Genomic DNA, 17,262 nt, shown 5'->3' on the forward strand with positions numbered 1-17,262 from the left:
TAAGGCTTTTAGATCAATGAGGGGACTACCCAGACGGTGAAATACAGCAGGATGCCCAGCCCCAGGACGGGAACCATACCCACCGCGATCGCCGACACCGGTGCATCGCGGATTTCGATGGGGGTTGTGCCCAGGGATTGTAGTCCGGCGGTGGTGCGCCGACCCAGCACATACACCATGTGGTGAACCAGTACGACCATCAAGGCTCCGATCCCGGAGGCAATGACGGTAGGAACAGAAAGTACCAGCGGGTGAGGCAGTTGCAACGCGGTGGTGGCGGCGATACCTGCCACGATCCCTAGGGCACTAGCAAGGAAACGGTGGATGGGAAACAGCGAGACTACGCCGGCCACCATCACGCCGATGAGCGCGGTGAAAGCCAACCAGTTCAGACCCCCGACTTGTTGGGTGGCCTCGATCTCGGCTCCGTAACCGGCGTAGCGCAGGATCCGGTCAACGTCCATGCGGGCAATCAGCGACCACAACCCGGTCGCGGCCATGATGGAGATCGACACGATTCCCAGTCCCAGGCGCGGCGGACGGTTTCCATTTTGCGGTCCCGCGATTAATTCGGTGACGAACAGCGCGATCAGGCCCAGCGATAAGGTGATCGCCACCGGGGCCATCCAAAGGTCCGGGCGTGCCATGTCGAAGGAATAATTTCCGCTGAACCGGGTGTCCTCAGGCAACAGGGCCAATAACCAGGTGGAGATCATCCCCACGGCGGCAATCACTGCGATGAGCAGCACTGTCAAACGTCCCTTGACGAGTCGAGCAAGACCCACGCTGAAGACAGTAACCAGGACGGTGACAACCCCGGGCACAGCCCAGCGGGCCACGTCGTTGGTCATCAGCACAGCTAGGGAGAGACCCGCACCCGCCAGTAAGGTTCCTAAAGCCGCATATATTAAACGCACGTTTTCATTCTGTCATGGCCTCGGGCTCTCGCCTGGATTTCGTGTCTCAGCAAACTTTGGCCTGCAGGCGGACACCGGTACTGTGGAGGCTATGAACTCCCTGCAGGTGCGTGACCACGATCTTAATTCCCAAGAGCTCAGTTATCTTCAGGCCTTGGCAGCCCTGGGGTTTCGTGCAGATAATAATGAGCCATTTTCTGATCAAACCTGGGTCGAGATCCATAGCGGTCGAGCTGTGGTGTTCACCGCGGACTCTACTTCTCATCCTGGATGGGCGGTCGCGGCGGCACTAGTTGGCCAGGGAAACCCTGAGGACCCATATCTCGTGGAGATGGTGGTTCATCCCCAAGAACGCGAGCGCGGTCTCGGCTCTGCTGTGGCGGATAAAATCGCCTCGTATCTTCAGCAAAACGCGCCCGCCGACGCGCTGGTGACCGCCTGGAGTCACGGCAATCACGAAGCCGCCAATATTTTGGCCCAGCGGTATGGTCTTGCCCCGGTCCGTGAGCTGTGGCGGATGGGGCTCATCGGCTCTGAACAGTCCCACTGGCCAGATCACCCGCCGCTCGGTTATCGGTTTCGGACCTTCGTACCCGACCAGGATGAGCGTGCCTGGCTCGAGGTGAACGCTGCGGCCTTCGTGGATCATCCCGAGCAGGGCAAAATGACCCTTCAGGATCTGCAGTCACGGATGAAACAGGACTGGTTCAGCGCTGATGGGTTTTTTGTGGCTGAGCAGGAAGATACCGGAGACATGGCGGGATTTCACTGGACGAAGGTGGTTCCCGGTGCTGAGTCCGGAGAGGTTTATGCCGTCGGTGTTTCCCCCGAGGCTCAAGGTAGCGGACTGGGACGAGCACTCACCGCACGCGGGATGAACCATCTTGTCGAAAATGGTCTCACTCATCTGGTGCTCTATGTCGATGCGGACAATACACCCGCGACAAAATTGTATGACTCGTTAGGATTTTCTGTGGAGAATGTCGATGTCATGTTTTCGTCGACGACGTCCCGACATCATGTCCAGGAGAATGATTCGTGAGTTCGGTAGCCGAATATATTCAGGATCTCACCGCTCAACGCACGTCATCTGCGGTGGAGGATCCCGGTCCAGCATCTGACATCGTCGCCTGTGGAACCCTCCCTTGGCGTTGCGAGCGTGGCGCGCTCGAAGTCTTATTAATTCACCGTCCCCGGTACGACGACTGGTCGTGGCCCAAAGGCAAACTCGATGAGGAGGAGACCTTACCCGAGTGCGCAATTCGCGAAACACGAGAGGAGATTAATCTCGACGTCGAGTTGGGCATCCCTCTGCCGATCATCCGGTACCAGGTGGAGGGAAAGTCAAAAGAAGTCTGGTACTGGGCGGCTGAAGTCACCACGCAGCAGCCCCGTGCTGATCAGAGTGAAGTCGATCGGGTGGAATGGCTTTCCGTAGAGCAGGCTCGTCAACGGTTGACCAATGACAATGACCACCAGCCTCTCGACGCCCTGGTTGAAGCATTCGAGACTAAGACGTTGAGAACGCGTCCCTGCCTGTTCTTACGTCACGCCAAAGCCAAACCACGCTCCAGCTGGTCGCGGGCAGAATCGGAACGCCCACTGGCGGCCACCGGGCGACGTCAGGCCTGGACCGTAAAACGCCTGCTGGAGGCCTGGTCGCCACAGCGAGTGATCTCCTCGCCCTGGGTCCGTTGCATGCAGACTGTGGCGCCTTTCACCAAGCAGGCTAAGCGAAACGTCAAACAACGCGATATTCTCACCGAAAAGCAAGCCGGAAAGAAGGCCTCGAAAGCCACCAAAGAGTTCCTGGCGCAACTTGGTAAGAACCGCCCGCGGGTCATCTGCACTCATCGACCCGTTTTCCCGCGTATTTTTGAGGCTATCAAGGCACACCTCAAAAAGTACGTCGAGTCTAAAGACCTACGAGACCGGTTACTCAACGCCCTGCCAACGGACAATCCCTACGTTAGCCCTGGTGCGGTGATTGTGGTGCATCAGGCCGTGGATCGCCAGCTACGTATTGTGTCGGTCGAGATCTACGATTCCTACGACCTTTAAAGCAGATAGTGTCGTCCGCCAGGGACATGCCGGTAGGATTCAGGACAAGAACTATTCGGAGTGAGGAAACTGAGATGACTGAGGTACAGCCCGGATCCGAGAACCAACCGGCCAAGAACATCCATCCTGGAGCAACCATCAGATTGTCTGAGTCCAATGATCGGTTTGAGCTGTGGGACAACGGCGATTTCATCGGCTTTCTCGGGTTCAGTGTAAACCCCTCTACCGATGAGAATGGCCGTGAAGTCCTGCATCTGCAACACACCATCATCTCCGAAAAATATGGGCGCCAGGGATACGCACGCGCCCTGGTCACCATGGTGCTAGATCAATTGCGTAAAGACCACGTGCAGGTCATCTCCAGTTGCTCCTATATCGACCGTTACTTGCAACGCTACCCGGAATATCAAGACATGGTCGTTGACTGACACCGACGACAAACCGATTTCAGCACACATCCCAATACACCCCATAACCTTCAGGAAGAGGCTACCGACGTGTCTGCGTCAGCTGAGGATATTGTCACGCCCTACGAGGACCTTTTGGCCGATGTTCTGAAGCATGGAACCGCCAAAACCGATCGCACCGGAACCGGCACCTATTCGGTGTTCGGACGTCAGATGCGGTTCGATTTGAGCTCCTCGTTCCCGTTGATCACCACTAAACGGGTCCACTTCAAGTCCGTGGTGCTCGAGCTGCTGTGGTTCCTGCGTGGTGAATCCAATGTGCGCTGGTTGCAAGAACGTGGCGTGACCATCTGGAATGAATGGGCCGATGAAAACGGCAATTTGGGGCCGGTCTACGGTGTCCAGTGGCGATCATGGCCCACTCCCAGTGGCGAGACCATTGATCAAATCAGCCAGCTGATGCAGAATCTGAAAACGTCCCCGGACTCCCGTCGGCACGTGGTGACCGCATGGAACCCGGGACAGCTCAGCGAGATGGCGCTTCCGGCCTGTCACGCACTCTTCCAGTTTTATGTCGCTCCGACGGCTGACGGTTCGACCCCAGTGCTGTCCTGCCAGCTGTACCAGCGCTCGGCCGATATGTTCTTGGGAGTCCCCTTCAACATTGCGGAATACTCATTGCTGACGCTGATGATCGCCGACCAGTTGGGATACCAACCCGGTGAATTCATCTGGACTGGCGGTGACACCCATATTTACACCAATCACGTGGACCAGGTGAAAGAACAGCTCACCCGGGCGCCCTACCCGTACCCGCGGGTGCGGATCCGGCGAACACCGCAGGACTTGTTCAGCTACGAGTTCGAGGACTTTGAACTCCTCGATTACCAGCACCACCCGACCATTAAGGCCCCTGTTGCAGTCTGATCACATCTCAACCGAAACCCCATCGACACCTCAGCGTCCACGGATCGGGATGATCTGGGCCCAAACCTCCACCGGGATCATCGGCGATCAAGGGGGCATGCCCTGGGATGTCCCGGAAGATCTCAAACACTTCCAACGTGTCACCACCGGCCACCCGGTGGTGATGGGACGTCGCACCTGGGAGTCGTTCCCCGAAAAGTTCCGCCCGTTGCCGAACCGGGATAATATCGTGGTTTCCTCGTCTCTCGACCCCGACGAGGCGTCAGGTGCGAGTGTGTTCACCGACCTCGACGAAGCGCTGGATGCAGCCATCGAGCGCGCCGAGAACGGAGAAGTCTGGATCATCGGCGGAGCAACCCTCTATGCGGCGTTGCTACACCGTGCAGACCTCATCCAACGGTCCCTACTTCGCGTCAACGTTGACGGAGACACTAAAGCGCCTGAACTCGATGAAGCCTGGCACCTGACCCAGGCCGATCCCGAGAACCCCGAGCAGTGGCACCGTTCCCGGTCCGGAGTGGACTACCGGTTTGAACTCTGGGAAAGGACCACTGCTGATGGCTGAACAGGACACCTCCTCATCTACACACTCCACGGACCCGGGGACGACAACAGATAGGGCCCAAGTGCTGACCTTTTTGGCCTTGATCGCTGCCCCCATTCTCGCCGTCGTCAGCGCCGGGATGGGACTGGTGCTGATCTTGACCGAACGAACCATCGCCGGAGTGATTTTCATTCTGATTCCCACCCAGGCATTTCTTGCCCTGGGTATTTGGGCCTATACGGCCCGAAAACGTAATTTTTCCCACAGTTCCTCGCCATCCCAGTCGGTAGAATAGATGAGCATGACCGTAGATGATGCACAACAAATCCAACACGCTGACCCCGCGCAGAACCAGACGGTAGGAATCGTCGGATGGCGTGGCATGGTGGGGTCAGTCCTGATGCAACGGATGCAAGAAGAAGGGGACTTCTCCAAACTGAATCCCGTCTTCTTCTCCACATCTTCTCCCGGTGCGCCGGCCCCGAGCTTTTCTTCCGCTGAAGACAACGGTGTCCTGCAAGACGCCTACGATATCCAGACGCTAGCAAAGCTCCCGGTCATCATCACCACGCAGGGTGGTGACTACACCAAGAAGGTCCACCCGCAGCTGCGTGAAACCGGCTGGGACGGCATCTGGATTGATGCCGCCTCCACCTTGCGGATGAGCGCTGACTCGTTGATCGTGCTGGACCCCATCAACCGGCCCGCCATCGAGGCCGGTTTGCGCGACGGTATCAGAGACTTTATTGGCGGTAATTGTACGGTGTCCTGCATGCTAATGGGCCTCGGTGGCCTCTTTACCGCAGGGCTCATTGAGTGGGGCACCGCGATGACCTACCAAGCAGCCTCCGGCGGCGGCGCTAAGCACATGCGCGAGTTGCTCTCCGGTTTCGGCACCCTGCACCAGTCAGTGGCCGATGAATTAGCTGATCCGTCTTCGGCCATTTTGGAGATTGACCGCAAGGTCTTGGCCTCCCAGCGCGACGAGTCCATGGATACCACCGAGTTCGAGGTACCCCTGGCCGGTTCGTTGATCCCATGGATTGACTCCGAGCTGGACGGCGGTGTCTCCCGCGAAGAGTGGAAGGGTGGCGCTGAGACCAATAAGATCTTGGGACGGACCGCCGAGTCCGAGCGCATCCCTTTTGATTCGATTTGTGTGCGGATCGGTGCGTTGCGTAGCCACTCGCAGGCCTTGACCCTAAAGCTGACCCGTGATGTTCCCCTGGATGAGATCACCGATCTGATCGAGCAAAGCAACCCGTGGTCCAAGGTCGTGCCCAACACCAAGGAAGCGACCATGCAAGAACTGACCCCCGTCGCAGCTTCCGGGGATATGACTATCCCGGTAGGCCGGTTGCGGAAGATGCAGATGGGGCCGGAGTACCTGTCGGCCTTCACGGTCGGCGACCAGTTGCTCTGGGGCGCCGCCGAACCGGTGCGCCGGATGCTGATGATTGCCACCGGTAACCTCTAAACGCCGCCAACCACAGTGGGGCTAAACCTTTTGTTGCGAGTTAGGCCCCGCTGTGGTGTCAGTAGAGCGTGGGCCAGTCCTCTAAGACCCTGTCTGGGAGCACTCTTAGAAGGTCACACCCACCAACACAGGTTCCGGACGTAGCTCAATACCCCAGTGGTCCAGCACTCCATCACGCACCGTGCGGGCAACCTCCAGCAGGTCCTCGGTGCTGGCCTCTCCCCGGTTGGTCAGCGCCAGAGTGTGCTTGGTCGACAGTGAAGCCCGCCCGTGGTCGAGGCGAAAGCCTTTGTGGAATCCTGCGTGGTCGATCAACCAGGCTGCCGAGAGTTTTACCATCCCATCACCGGCACCAAATCTCGGGGCGGCCTCGGGCAGATGAGTAGTCCGTTCGACAGGCACAATAGGGTTGGTGAAGAACGAGCCGGTGGACCAGGTATCGTGGTCGGCCGGGTCCAAGACCATCCCTTTGCCCGTGCGCAGCCGGATCACTTCCTCACGGATCCGGTGGAGTCCGGCTTGACTGTCTAGCTCGACATCAAGCGCTTTGGCCAGTTGCCCGTATCGGACCGCAGCGTTTTCTCCGGTGTGTTTCAGGTGAAAATCCACGCTGAGCACAATCCACCGTGGTGAAGCGTCGTGCTCGACTCGTGTCCCGGCCAGGGCGTCGTGCAGGCTCCGCTTGATGACCGAGTCCCGGTATCCGAAGTCCAGCTCATCGGCGGCCAGTTCCACCACGCGGTGGGTTTCTCGGTCCAAAGCCCGGATGCGTTGCAACGATTCGGAAATATCGGCCCCATAGGCACCGACGTTCTGGACCGGAGTGGCCCCAACCAACCCGGGAATCCCGGAGAGCGCTTCGACTCCGCTGAGGCCTTGTTCGACGGTATAGGCCACAAAGTCATCCCAGATTTCTCCGGCAGCCACGCGCACAACCGTATAGTCATCGTGTTGCTGCAACGTGTCGATGCCCCGGGTGCAAATCTGCACGACGGTTCCGGGGAATCCCCGATCGGCCACCAGCAGATTGGAGCCACCGCCGAGCACCAGAAGTGGCTGATGGGCCGCATCGGCGGCGGTAACGGCCTGAATAAGCTGGTCTTCAGTCTCTGCACGGATGAGGCTATGCGCCGGGCCGCCGACCCGAGAGGTGGTCAGCTCAGCAAGCGTGATCAGCGACGGGCTCATGCCACAGGATCCAGTTGCACGAGCACCTGTGCTTTGGTGAGCACCTTGCTGTCACCGTCGTCAGGGTTGGTGACGACCAGATCAATACGGACCACCCCGGTGTCTGCGGTGACGGCACCGACCTTGGCGGTAATGGCCAGGCGAGCTCCGGCCGGGCCGGTGGTAAACGGCTGGGTGGGGTCTGCTTCCGGGGTGGTCTCAGCAACGGGCACCATGGACGTAAAGCGGGATTGGTAGTCCAGAATACGACCGGGATCGGTGCACCAGTGGCTGACCAGATCCACCGCGGTGCCCATCGAGAGCATCCCGTGAGCGATCACGCCGGGCAGTCCAGAGGCCCGGGCGGTCTCCTCGGACCAGTGGATCGGGTTGGCATCACCGGAAATTCCAGCGTAGCGCACCAAATCGGCCCGGCGCAGTTCCACGGTGGTTTCAGAGATGATGTCTCCTGGGGACAGCTCGGAGATGACCGGCAGTGCTGGTTGTGCTTGTGGTGACGTGGTCATCGCTTAGGCCTCCTCATCTACCGCACGCACCAGCAGGCTGGAGCGCACGGTGGCTACCTGCGTGTCGGTGGCATCGGTCACCACGGTTTCGGTGGTCACCATCCGGTGTCCACCCAGTGCTTTATCCGAGGCAACCGTGGCGCGGGCGAACAACTCGTCACCGGCCACAATAGGACGGGATAGGCTGAAGCGTTCATCGGCGTGAACCACCCGGGAGAAATCGATCTCTGCCTCGGGATCCGCCAACACTGCAGCTTCGGCACGTTGAGCCAACGTCACCAAAAAAGTCGGTGGCGCCACCAGGTCCGCATAGCCAGCCTGCTGCGCCGCCTGCACCTCACGGTGGACGGGGTGGGTGTTTTTGGTGGCCAAAGCAAAGTCGCGAATCTTTTCCCTGGCGACGAGATACGGTCCTACAGCCGGGTATTCACGGCCGGTGATCGGTGAACTCACGAATCGTTCGTCCTCTCAACTTGTCAAAACAGTCCGCACGCAATGATCCCAGTCTACCCAGCACCGCGAGAAGTACTCAGTTACGGGGTACTCCCCCGCGCTGATCACGGTCGCGCTGAGCTTGGCGAAAACGAGTCCACTGCGCAAAGAGGTGAATGACAAGTCCCAACCCGATGACGCCCAGCGCAATCCAGGAGATCACCATCACCTGAGCAATAGCGCCAATAATGGCCAGGAGAATCCCCAGTCCCAGGACCGCCATCCCACTCAGAAGCGCGCGTCGGTACACCGTGGATCCGGTCTCCCACGGGTTATACCCGCCACGTGGATTGTCTGCCATAGCATCCATTATTCCGGTTCGGATGACCCTAGCCGCATATGTTGCCCACGCGACCGGCACCGACAGCGGTCCCCCCACCTGGATCAGATCTAGGGCTCGATCACCTCATTGACGTCATCGCCAATGCCAGGCTCGCCACCGGAGCCTTGCTGGTTGCCAGGGTTGTCGGGCGAGAGTTGCTGTCCGTGCTCGTCTGGGGCTTGGCTGGGCTGTTGTTCTCCCGGAAGACCAGATTGCTGGTCCTGTTGCCCCGGCTGGTTCGGCCGGCCTGGCTGGTTCTGGTTGTTTTGGTCACCTTCCCCGGTTTTGCCCGTTGTCTTCTTCCACGATTTCTTCGGCAGGCGACGGGCTGGGCTCGGCATCGCCTTCGCCACCATCGGGGCGCAAAAAGATCCACAGCAACACACCGGCCACGATCACCAGAACCACCACGATCAATCCCCACCAGATCCACGACTTTCCGCCCCGCTGCGGTTGATCAGGCTCCATGACGTCCCCGGATCGGCTCACGTGGAGTGGCTCGGAATACGCCTCAGCACCGGACTGATAAGAAGAATCCGAACGGTGTCGGCCATAGACCTCCTCATCCGATCCCGGAGGATCGAAACGTACCGTGGGGTCCGTTGGACCGTGCTCGTCGGAGGAGAGATGATCCTGCGGGCTACCCCACGAGGAGTTATTGTTGTTGTTCCACGGATGACGGTCATTCATGTTCTGGCCCTGGCTGCTCGTTGGATGGGGAGCGTACCCGGCAAACCTTTCGCCGGTTCCGTGTCACTGGTGAAATTCAGCAATCAGTAGGAATGTTCCCGACCCTCACGAGCAGTTTCCAGCACATGTGGTGCGGTTGGTGGTTTAGCAGTCAGGCATCCGCACAGTGACAGCCAGACCGCCCCGGGAGGTTTCCTTGTACTTATCCATCATGTCGGCACCGGTGGCACGCATCGTTTCAACGGCCATGTCGAGGCTGACCCGGTGCTCGCCGGCATCATCAAAATTCGACATCCGTGCGGCGTTAATGGCCTTCACGGATGCGATCGCATTGCGTTCGATGCACGGAATCTGTACTAAACCACCCACCGGGTCGCAGGTCAGCCCCAGATTATGCTCTAGCGCTACTTCCGCGGCGTGCTCAACCTGTTGCGGTGTGCCACCGAGGACGGCGGACAGTCCGGCAGCAGCCATCGCACAGGCCGACCCGACCTCTCCCTGGCACCCGACTTCAGCCCCAGAGATGGAAGCCTGCGATTTGATGATGATCCCAATCGCTGAGGCGGTAAGCAGAAACTTCACGATGGCGTCGTCGTCAGCTTTTTCCGGGTAAAACTGCACAAAATAATGCATCACGGCGGGAATAATCCCGGCCGCTCCGTTGGTCGGGGCCGTCACCACACGTCCCCCAGAGGCGTTTTCCTCATTGACCGCCAGCGCATAGAGGTTCACCCACTCCATCGCGCTGAGGGGATCAACGTTTTCCGGCGATGCTTTCTGTTCCTCCAGAAGTTGTTGCAGGTGTGCGTAGAGCTTCGGGGCCCGCCGCATCACCAGCAACGTGCCCGGCAACATCTGTTCGGTACGGTGTAGCCCAGTATGCACGCACTCTTGCATCACGTGCCAGATCTCCAACAACCGTTCGCGCACTTCATCGGGGTTGCGCCACTCGATCTCATTCTCCCAGGCGATCTCGTCAATCGACTTGTCCTGGGACCGGCAGTGAGCCAACAGTTCTTTACCGGTGGTGTATTCATGGCGAGCGTGGCGTTCGGTCGTCAACGGAGCGTTCAGTTCGTCCTCGGTGACGACGAACCCCCCACCAATCGAATACAGCACCTGAGCGGCTAACTCCTCGCCCTGGTCATCGTAGATCGCGCACCGCATCGCGTTGGGGTGTGCTGGCAAGGATTTGTTCTGGTGCAACACCACGTCACGGTAAAAGTCGAAACCAACCCGTTGTGTACCGGCCAACAGAAGAGTCTGTTCTTCTTTGGCCTGGTTGATAATATGATCGACCTTTTCAACATCGATGGTGGCCGGATCATATCCGGCCAGTCCGAGCACCACCGCCTGGTCGGAGTGGTGACCCACACCGGTGGCACCCAGAGAACCAAACAGTTCCACGACTGCTCGGTGCGTTCTTCTCAACACCTCGGCGTCAAGATCATTAATGAACGTCGCAGCGGCCCGCATCGGTCCTACCGTATGGGAGGATGAAGGCCCCAGGCCGATGGAAAACATGTCGAGTGCACTCAGCGCCATGATTACTCCTGTATTTCGCCGATCAGGGACAGCCTGCATCGCATCGAGGTTTCACCACCCCGCGTGATGGCGAGTTACAGCTTTCGCCACGACACCGGATGGTGTCATTCCAGTCTTGCATAAACCCCTCGCACCGGTGCGATCAGAAAGTCACAATAGCCTGACCTGGGGGTGAGCCTGCTACCGGCGCCCGCGGGCCGGTGTGGCTGTGCCCGTAGCAGACCATAGTTGCCTATATCGTGGCCATATCTATCCATGCGAGCTCCTGGAACCTACCTCAGCCGTCACGCACCAGCGGTGGCCCGCTCACCACAACGCTTAACTTTGGTGGTCAAGTCATCATTCCCGCCCTGGCTGACCAAACATCCTGTGTCGGCTAACCCTGCGCACTACATAAAGTCTCAACATCATGCACAGCCGGAGTGTGATCTGGCATAATCTCATGCTCGTGAATGCAGTGATTATCGCCGTTGTCGTTATGCTCGTGCTGGCCGTTTGCCGTCTGCACGTCGTGATTGCACTCTTCATTGGTGCGCTCGTCGGAGGCCTCGTCGCCGGCATGGGACTGGAATCAACGATGGTTGCCTTCCAAGACGGGCTCGGAGGGGGCGCGCGCGTCGCACTCAGCTACGCCCTGTTAGGTGCTTTCGCCATGGCCGTGGCCAACTCCGGGTTACCGAAATTGCTCTCCGACGCGATCGTCAAACGCCTAGATCACTCCAGCGAGGACAAGTCCCAACGCATCGAAGTAGCAACGCGCTATACCCTGATTGCTGGCGTGTTGCTGATGTCGGTCTTCTCCCAGAACCTGATTCCGGTCCACATCGCGTTTATTCCTCTGCTGATTCCCCCACTGTTGGGGGTGCTGAACCGACTGCACCTCGACCGGCGCGTCATCGCTTGTGTGCTGACCTTCGGCCTGGTCACAACCTATATGTATGTCCCGCTAGGGTTCGGGCAGATTTTCCTCCACGACATCTTGCTCTCCAATATCGAATTGGCAGGATTGGATACCTCCAATATCAACATCATGTCGGTCATGGCTATCCCGGCTACGGGCATGCTCGTAGGGATGTTAGTGGCGGTGTTTATTACCTACCGCAAGCCGCGTACTTATCGACAACTTAACATCACCGACACGGCCACCGAACCGACCGATAGCACCCCGACCGAGCCTCAGCCCAGCACCTATAAGATCATCTGTTCTCTTGCGGCGATCCTCGCCTGCTTCGGGGTCCAGGTGATCCTGAATATTCTTGATTCCGAGGCCAACGGCTTGCTCGTTGGTGCCCTGTTGGGACTGGCCATCATTCTGGCCTCCGGAGCGGTAAAGTGGAACGAAGCCGATAACGTATTCAATCAAGGCATGCGCATGATGGCCATGATCGGCTTCACCATGATCACCGCACAGGGTTTTGCCGCGGTGATGGCGGAGTCCGGAGCCATCGAGCCACTGGTGGCCGGTACTCAGGAACTAGTGGGTGATCAGAAGGCCCTGGCCGCATTGGCCATGCTGGTGGTTGGCCTGGTCGTGACCATGGGCATCGGTTCCTCGTTCTCCACGCTACCGATCATTTCCAGCATTTACGTTCCGCTGTGTTTGGCTTTGGGATTCTCACCGGCTGCGACCGTGGCTATCGTCGGTACTTCCGGCGCTCTGGGGGACGCCGGCTCCCCCGCCTCGGACTCCACCTTAGGTCCCACCGCGGGCCTGGGCGCTGATGGCCAACACGATCACATCAAAGACTCGGTGATTCCAACGTTTCTGCACTTCAATATTCCGTTGCTGGTAGCTGGCTGGATCGCAGCCATGGTCCTCTAAGCCACCATGAACTATGCCCAGAACTCCATGGCACCGGGGCGCTCACAGATCCCAGCCGACTAAAGCGTCGCCACCGCGGCCAAGAACGAGATGAACATAAACAGCAGGAAGCCAACACCCAAACCGATAATAACCCAACCGATGATGGCGCCGGCTAGCGCAAGGCCACGGCCCCGTTCTCCAGTTTTCTTAATCTGGCTGAGCGAAATATGCGAGCAGATCACACCGACAATGGGAATGAGTAGCGAGAACACAAACCCAACAATAGCCATAGTGTTAAACGGCGCATAGTATATCGGTTGCCCGATGGGTGGATAGACGCTCTGGCCGTTGGCAACAGTGCTGGGCTCTTGTTGCGGATATCCCCAAGGTGGCGGGGTGCTGTACGCCCGGTAGCTGTCTCCTGGAGCATCCGTGGGCTGAGAAGAACCGGTGGCCCATCCGCCGTAGGGGTCGTTGTGCGACTCGTGATTGTCGGTCATGTGTCGTCCTTGTCTTGCCGAATGCCCGGCCCGGGCACCGTGTCTATCGTTTCTAAGTTTCTGATGCTCATAACGTAAAACCGGACCGAAAAAGAATCCTAGTGCGTTGGCCTGAGAATAGTCCGTATCATAAGCGTAGTGCGAGACCAAACTACTGGGCATACCCTTCTGAATGGCACTTGCCGGTATCAGCCACCATTTGTTCGGCGAGCGCTTCCGATGCGACAAAGAGCTCGGTGTCGTGATCACCGAGAGGGTCGCGCAAGTGCCCGACATAGTCCCGGTACACTTTCTCGGCCTCTGAATCATCGCGAGTATCTGCGAGACGCTCCATCCCATCTGCATACTCATCTGTAGCCGACGGATCCGTGTAATCCACTTCCCATGCGAGCTGCTGATAGTCAGCAAGCGCGTCGCAGAAGGCTTGGTTAACGTCGCCTCCGACCGCACCGCTAGTGTCACTTCTCGCACCGTCAGTGGCATCGGCGGTCGAGTTAAACGAATCCCCGCCGAAAGGATCTTCACCCAGCGGATCCTGGCTCAAGGGGTCCTCACTCATGGAGTTTTGTCCAAAGGGATCTGCAACTTCCGGTGGCTCTGGGGCCGTGTCCTGTGGCTCCGGGCTGGCTTCTTGCTCTGGCTCAGCACTTTCTGTTTCTTCAGCTGTAGCCTCTTCACTCGGCTCATCATCAGACTGCCATGGCAGGCTCCCGAACGCAAAAGCCACCACCAGAGCAACAATAGCAAGAACAGTGACAACCCAGCCGATAATAATACCGGCCAGGGCAAGGCCTCCTCCTCGTTCCCCAGACTTCTTAATCTGGCCCCGGGCAACGTGACTCAAAATCGCACCCACAGGAGCAAACAAAAAAGCCAGAATAAAACCAACGATGCTCAACGTATTCATGGGTGGCTGTTGCTGGGGTGGCATACCACCACCGAAGTTGCCGTCATCTCTGCCACCGTAATAACCCCCGCCGGGGCCTGCACCCCAGCCGGTAGGGGGCACCTGACCTCCGAACTGCTCACCCGCGTTCCAGCCGGCGTTCGGGTCGCCATAGGGCGACTGGCCGGACGGTGGTTGTTGCTGATCCCCGAATTGTTCGTAAGGGTTACTGTCCGCAGAGTACCGGGGTGGAACCTGCGGGGGATTCGACGCAGGATACTGTGGCATCGGCCGCGTGACCTCGGAGGGCTCTTGCCCTTCAGAATCGGGTCCGTAGGGAGGGTAATTATTCGACATCTCCGTTTTTCCTTCGCTCTCTCCCGCTGAAATCCACCTCAAGAGGTCCTGACGATATCAAACCATGAGCCAGCGCTTCTTCGTCAAGGGGTCAAGCGCCTGCCCCTGATACGGTGTTCTCTTGTTGCGGGGTGTGCAGTGTTCAACTTCTCACGCCAGCTATGAAATGAGTCATTCGACACTTTTGTTCCCACATCAGCAAAATTTTTCTGATGATCGCGCACAAAACCTGCTAACACGGTTCTCAGGGTAGGACTATCCTGGCGAATAGAGACTCTCCAGCCAAGGCCCCGATAGAGCGCCAGGCCCGGCGGATCGCTATGCCAGCCTCCCCATCCCCAGTTAGTCCTATAGTAGATGCCGTGCCTTCGGCTCTGCCTCTGTGCAGATCGCGTGTACAGATCTCTCCAGCGTTTCTCGCACATGGACTTGGTTCACATATGTTCCCAAATGAGTGCACGTCAAGGTGACCTCATGCGAACATCGGCACTATGCCACACGAGACAATGTCTTGCCCTAGTTGCTCGGCAGCCTCTTCGCTGAGTTCCACGAATTCGACATCGGTGTTACCTACGGGATCGCGCAAAGCTCTGGCGTACTCTCTGTAGAGTTCTGTCGCGCTGGGATCGCTATGAACATCTGCCAAACGATCATATGAACCGGCGATCTCTTGCATCTCGCCTTGGTCAGAAGAATCTAACCCCGCCATGTTGTCCAAGACCTCGTTGACCGCATCACAATGTGGCGCATTCAGATCTCTGCTAACCACGGCGCCATCAGTCTCATCCGGGTTGACGTCATATGGTTTTCCCCCGAGGGGGTTCGGCCGTGACGCTTCGTGGGTCTGCGTTGGCTCAGCGGACGTGTCCGTTGAATCCTCACTAGTGTCCTCGTCGGGGACGGCACTTGCAGTAACTTCGGTTTCCAATTCGGATATTGTCTGGGTGAACATTGAGAACAAAAAGCCACCAACAGCAAAGAACACGACCAGACCTAAAACAGCGACGGCGGTTTGGGTCCATCCAATGATGATTCCAGCCAGCGCCAAGCCCTCACCACGCTCACCGGAACGTTTAATTTGGCCCCGGGCAATATGACTGAGGATCGCACCCACCGGTGCGAGCAGAAAAGCGAGAATGAAACCGACGATACTCATCGTATTCATCGGCGGTTGCGGATATGGAGGCACGCCACCACCGTAGTAACCACCTGGCGCCGTCCCGCCCCATCCACCGTCAGGTGGAATCTGGCCATAGGAGTTAGGGTCACCAGAAAACTGCGTAGGATCCTGTACTGGATATGGCGGTATCGGCCTCGGTGGGTCCGTATCACCGTTTCTCGCGGAACCGTCGCCGTAGGCAGGGTTATTATGCGACATATCGTGCCCCTTCAATCGTCACAGCCGGAATACGCCTCGGCTGTTACCAATACATCAAATCACAAGTAAGCGTTGAGAAGACAAGATCATAAAGAAAAGATGCTTCTCGGTTCTCTGAACTCAAGGTATGTACTTTGTGCCGATGAGTTAATGGTGTCTGCCCATTCTTCGTCACCGATTCAGCTCTGCCATCTGGCCTGACTGAGCCAAGGAGCCTCATTGGGACCATCACCGAGAGATGATCACGATCCGGCAAGAACATAGGTTCTTGGAGGTGTCCGGTCGGTTCCAGCTTGGTCGAGCCGGCCTGCACGTCCCATTCGTCGAATGAGCAGGCGAGCAAGTTCGACAGAAAAAACACCCCACAAAACGGTGGGGATGAACACCGACTTTTGGTACCGCCCTTGGACCTGGCAAGCACTAAGGATCGTCGATGCCTTGAACAACAACGTCGCCTATCACGGTGGTATCGCCAGCCCGACCACCATTCGACGGATTGCGCAAGAATCCGCTGAATTCCTTAGGGACTGCAGCCGCGTGCGAGCGACCATTCGTGCGAGCTCAACGAGCGTATTCATCCGCGAACATTTGGCTATTTCTCGGATCGTGGAGGGCACTGCTTCCCTGCTCGCTGATGCCGTAGCAGGTTTCGCAAATTATGAGAGTCACGTCGGCATCCACCGCTGACTCTGCCCTGTGAGATGCTTCAGCTCTCAGCTCCCGGTTCTACTGCATCGGTTAACCAACCCAAAAAACGTCCCGTGGCGACGCCCCAGAGAAGGACGGTCGCGAGCGCACAGGTAAAAATCATCACGCCCACCGGCGAGGGCATAAAGCCCATAAAAAACGCAACAACGCTCACCGTGTTCAGTCCTGACTGGTTTACCGGATTTTCGCGAACGCCACCCCGAAGGCCGGCCTGGCACCCGTCGGTTCCAACTTTCACTGCCCACCGGCTATGCCCGTGCTCACTGCTCGCGTGGCCACCAGCGACGACCCGTTTTATGCTGGAGAACACGTGAAAGAGTACCTTAGGTATGCCAACACGAAGTGCCGGTCCTCTGGTGTGTGAGTGATCCCGCACTCAGGGATGTTTCTCCTTAGTGTTTCGGCACACAGTGGACCTACCCAACGCAGGGACCATCAGTGTGAGGAGAAAGAAATCCGTGCCAGAGTAGATCGTCGACGGGCGCCTTCGTCAATGGGAAACATCCTGAGCGCAGGAGCAGTCGTGGAGGATCTCATCTACTGCATCGAGGCT

Annotated in this window: 21 protein-coding genes; 9 read left to right on the plus strand and 12 right to left on the minus strand. The window is 58.1% G+C overall.

All coding sequences use genetic code 11. The features are described from left to right. Nucleotides 1-8: 8 nt before the first annotated feature. Nucleotides 9-917: a hypothetical protein gene (locus DCC24_RS00455; RefSeq protein ID WP_158524554.1), complete on the minus strand. Its 909-nt coding sequence runs from the start codon at nt 915-917 to the stop codon at nt 9-11. A gap of 91 nt (nt 918-1,008) precedes the next feature. Here DCC24_RS00455 and mshD point away from each other — a divergent pair, with 91 nt between their 5' ends. The 7 genes from mshD to asd all read left to right on the plus strand — a co-directional run bounded on the left by mshD (nt 1,009) and on the right by asd (nt 6,333). Continuing rightward, a complete protein-coding gene (mshD, locus tag DCC24_RS00460; RefSeq protein WP_158524555.1) occupies nt 1,009-1,959 on the plus strand; it encodes a mycothiol synthase in 951 nt (316 codons plus the stop codon). Continuing rightward, the gene (locus DCC24_RS00465) at nt 1,956-2,978 is read left to right on the plus strand and encodes an NUDIX hydrolase (RefSeq protein ID WP_233491926.1); all 1,023 of its coding nucleotides are present in this window, start codon (nt 1,956-1,958) and stop codon (nt 2,976-2,978) included. Before mshD ends, DCC24_RS00465 begins: the two co-directional genes overlap by 4 nt. A 74-nt stretch (nt 2,979-3,052) precedes the next feature. Then, nucleotides 3,053-3,406 (plus strand): GNAT family N-acetyltransferase, encoded by a 354-nt coding sequence (locus DCC24_RS00470; protein WP_110097952.1) that lies wholly within the window; start codon nt 3,053-3,055, stop codon nt 3,404-3,406. Between the two features lie 69 nt (nt 3,407-3,475). Then, entirely contained in the window at nt 3,476-4,312 is an 837-nt protein-coding gene (locus tag DCC24_RS00475) for a thymidylate synthase (RefSeq protein WP_233491927.1), read from the plus strand. Nucleotides 4,313-4,361: 49 nt separating this feature from the next. Then, nucleotides 4,362-4,877, plus strand: coding sequence for a dihydrofolate reductase (locus DCC24_RS00480; protein ID WP_110097953.1), 516 nt, complete (start codon nt 4,362-4,364; stop codon nt 4,875-4,877). Beyond that, a complete protein-coding gene (locus DCC24_RS00485; protein WP_233491928.1) occupies nt 4,870-5,151 on the plus strand; it encodes an NF038396 family protein in 282 nt (93 codons plus the stop codon). Before DCC24_RS00480 ends, DCC24_RS00485 begins: the two co-directional genes overlap by 8 nt. A 6-nt stretch (nt 5,152-5,157) precedes the next feature. Beyond that, nucleotides 5,158-6,333 carry an aspartate-semialdehyde dehydrogenase gene (asd, locus tag DCC24_RS00490; protein WP_110097954.1) on the plus strand — a complete coding sequence of 392 codons (1,176 nt, stop codon included), beginning with the start codon at nt 5,158-5,160 and terminating at the stop codon, nt 6,331-6,333. A gap of 105 nt (nt 6,334-6,438) precedes the next feature. Here asd and DCC24_RS00495 read toward each other — a convergent pair whose 3' ends face one another. The 7 genes from DCC24_RS00495 to DCC24_RS00520 form a co-directional block, all read right to left on the minus strand. After that, the gene (locus DCC24_RS00495) at nt 6,439-7,521 is read right to left on the minus strand and encodes a UDP-N-acetylmuramate dehydrogenase (RefSeq protein WP_110097955.1); all 1,083 of its coding nucleotides are present in this window, start codon (nt 7,519-7,521) and stop codon (nt 6,439-6,441) included. Continuing rightward, complete coding sequence (locus DCC24_RS00500; protein ID WP_110097956.1) at nt 7,518-8,027, minus strand: MaoC/PaaZ C-terminal domain-containing protein; 510 nt, start codon at nt 8,025-8,027, stop codon at nt 7,518-7,520. Before DCC24_RS00500 ends, DCC24_RS00495 begins: the two co-directional genes overlap by 4 nt. Before the next feature lie 3 nt (nt 8,028-8,030). Continuing rightward, nucleotides 8,031-8,480 (minus strand): MaoC family dehydratase N-terminal domain-containing protein, encoded by a 450-nt coding sequence (locus DCC24_RS00505; protein WP_110097957.1) that lies wholly within the window; start codon nt 8,478-8,480, stop codon nt 8,031-8,033. Between the two features lie 76 nt (nt 8,481-8,556). After that, the gene (locus DCC24_RS00510; RefSeq protein WP_110110256.1) at nt 8,557-8,820 is read right to left on the minus strand and encodes a hypothetical protein; all 264 of its coding nucleotides are present in this window, start codon (nt 8,818-8,820) and stop codon (nt 8,557-8,559) included. Between the two features lie 89 nt (nt 8,821-8,909). Further along, nucleotides 8,910-9,182: a DUF4175 domain-containing protein gene (locus DCC24_RS11915; RefSeq protein ID WP_146206237.1), complete on the minus strand. Its 273-nt coding sequence runs from the start codon at nt 9,180-9,182 to the stop codon at nt 8,910-8,912. After that, nucleotides 9,112-9,531 (minus strand): hypothetical protein, encoded by a 420-nt coding sequence (locus DCC24_RS00515; protein WP_110097959.1) that lies wholly within the window; start codon nt 9,529-9,531, stop codon nt 9,112-9,114. Before DCC24_RS00515 ends, DCC24_RS11915 begins: the two co-directional genes overlap by 71 nt. A gap of 144 nt (nt 9,532-9,675) precedes the next feature. Next, the gene (locus DCC24_RS00520; protein ID WP_110097960.1) at nt 9,676-11,076 is read right to left on the minus strand and encodes an L-serine ammonia-lyase; all 1,401 of its coding nucleotides are present in this window, start codon (nt 11,074-11,076) and stop codon (nt 9,676-9,678) included. A gap of 409 nt (nt 11,077-11,485) precedes the next feature. Between DCC24_RS00520 and DCC24_RS00525 the strand changes: the two genes are divergently transcribed. Then, entirely contained in the window at nt 11,486-12,898 is a 1,413-nt protein-coding gene (locus tag DCC24_RS00525) for a Na+/H+ antiporter family protein (protein ID WP_199446143.1), read from the plus strand. A 59-nt stretch (nt 12,899-12,957) separates the two neighbouring features. Here DCC24_RS00525 and DCC24_RS12000 read toward each other — a convergent pair whose 3' ends face one another. From DCC24_RS12000 to DCC24_RS00540, 3 genes are all read right to left on the minus strand, one after another. Continuing rightward, nucleotides 12,958-13,380 carry a DUF4190 domain-containing protein gene (locus DCC24_RS12000; RefSeq protein ID WP_158524556.1) on the minus strand — a complete coding sequence of 141 codons (423 nt, stop codon included), beginning with the start codon at nt 13,378-13,380 and terminating at the stop codon, nt 12,958-12,960. 151 nt (nt 13,381-13,531) lie between these two features. Beyond that, nucleotides 13,532-14,623, minus strand: a complete 1,092-nt coding sequence (locus tag DCC24_RS00535) for a DUF4190 domain-containing protein (protein WP_199446145.1) — start codon at nt 14,621-14,623, stop codon at nt 13,532-13,534. Nucleotides 14,624-15,095: 472 nt separating this feature from the next. After that, a complete protein-coding gene (locus DCC24_RS00540) occupies nt 15,096-15,812 on the minus strand; it encodes a DUF4190 domain-containing protein (RefSeq protein ID WP_158524557.1) in 717 nt (238 codons plus the stop codon). A gap of 567 nt (nt 15,813-16,379) precedes the next feature. Here DCC24_RS00540 and DCC24_RS00545 point away from each other — a divergent pair. After that, the gene (locus tag DCC24_RS00545; RefSeq protein ID WP_110097962.1) at nt 16,380-16,688 is read left to right on the plus strand and encodes a hypothetical protein; all 309 of its coding nucleotides are present in this window, start codon (nt 16,380-16,382) and stop codon (nt 16,686-16,688) included. A 19-nt stretch (nt 16,689-16,707) separates the two neighbouring features. Here DCC24_RS00545 and DCC24_RS12005 read toward each other — a convergent pair whose 3' ends face one another. Further along, the gene (locus DCC24_RS12005) at nt 16,708-16,863 is read right to left on the minus strand and encodes a hypothetical protein (RefSeq protein ID WP_158524558.1); all 156 of its coding nucleotides are present in this window, start codon (nt 16,861-16,863) and stop codon (nt 16,708-16,710) included. Between the last annotated feature and the right edge of the window lie 399 nt (nt 16,864-17,262).

The sequence above is a fragment of the Auritidibacter sp. NML100628 genome, assembly GCF_003185985.1.
Lineage (GTDB): Bacteria > Actinomycetota > Actinomycetes > Actinomycetales > Micrococcaceae > Auritidibacter > Auritidibacter ignavus.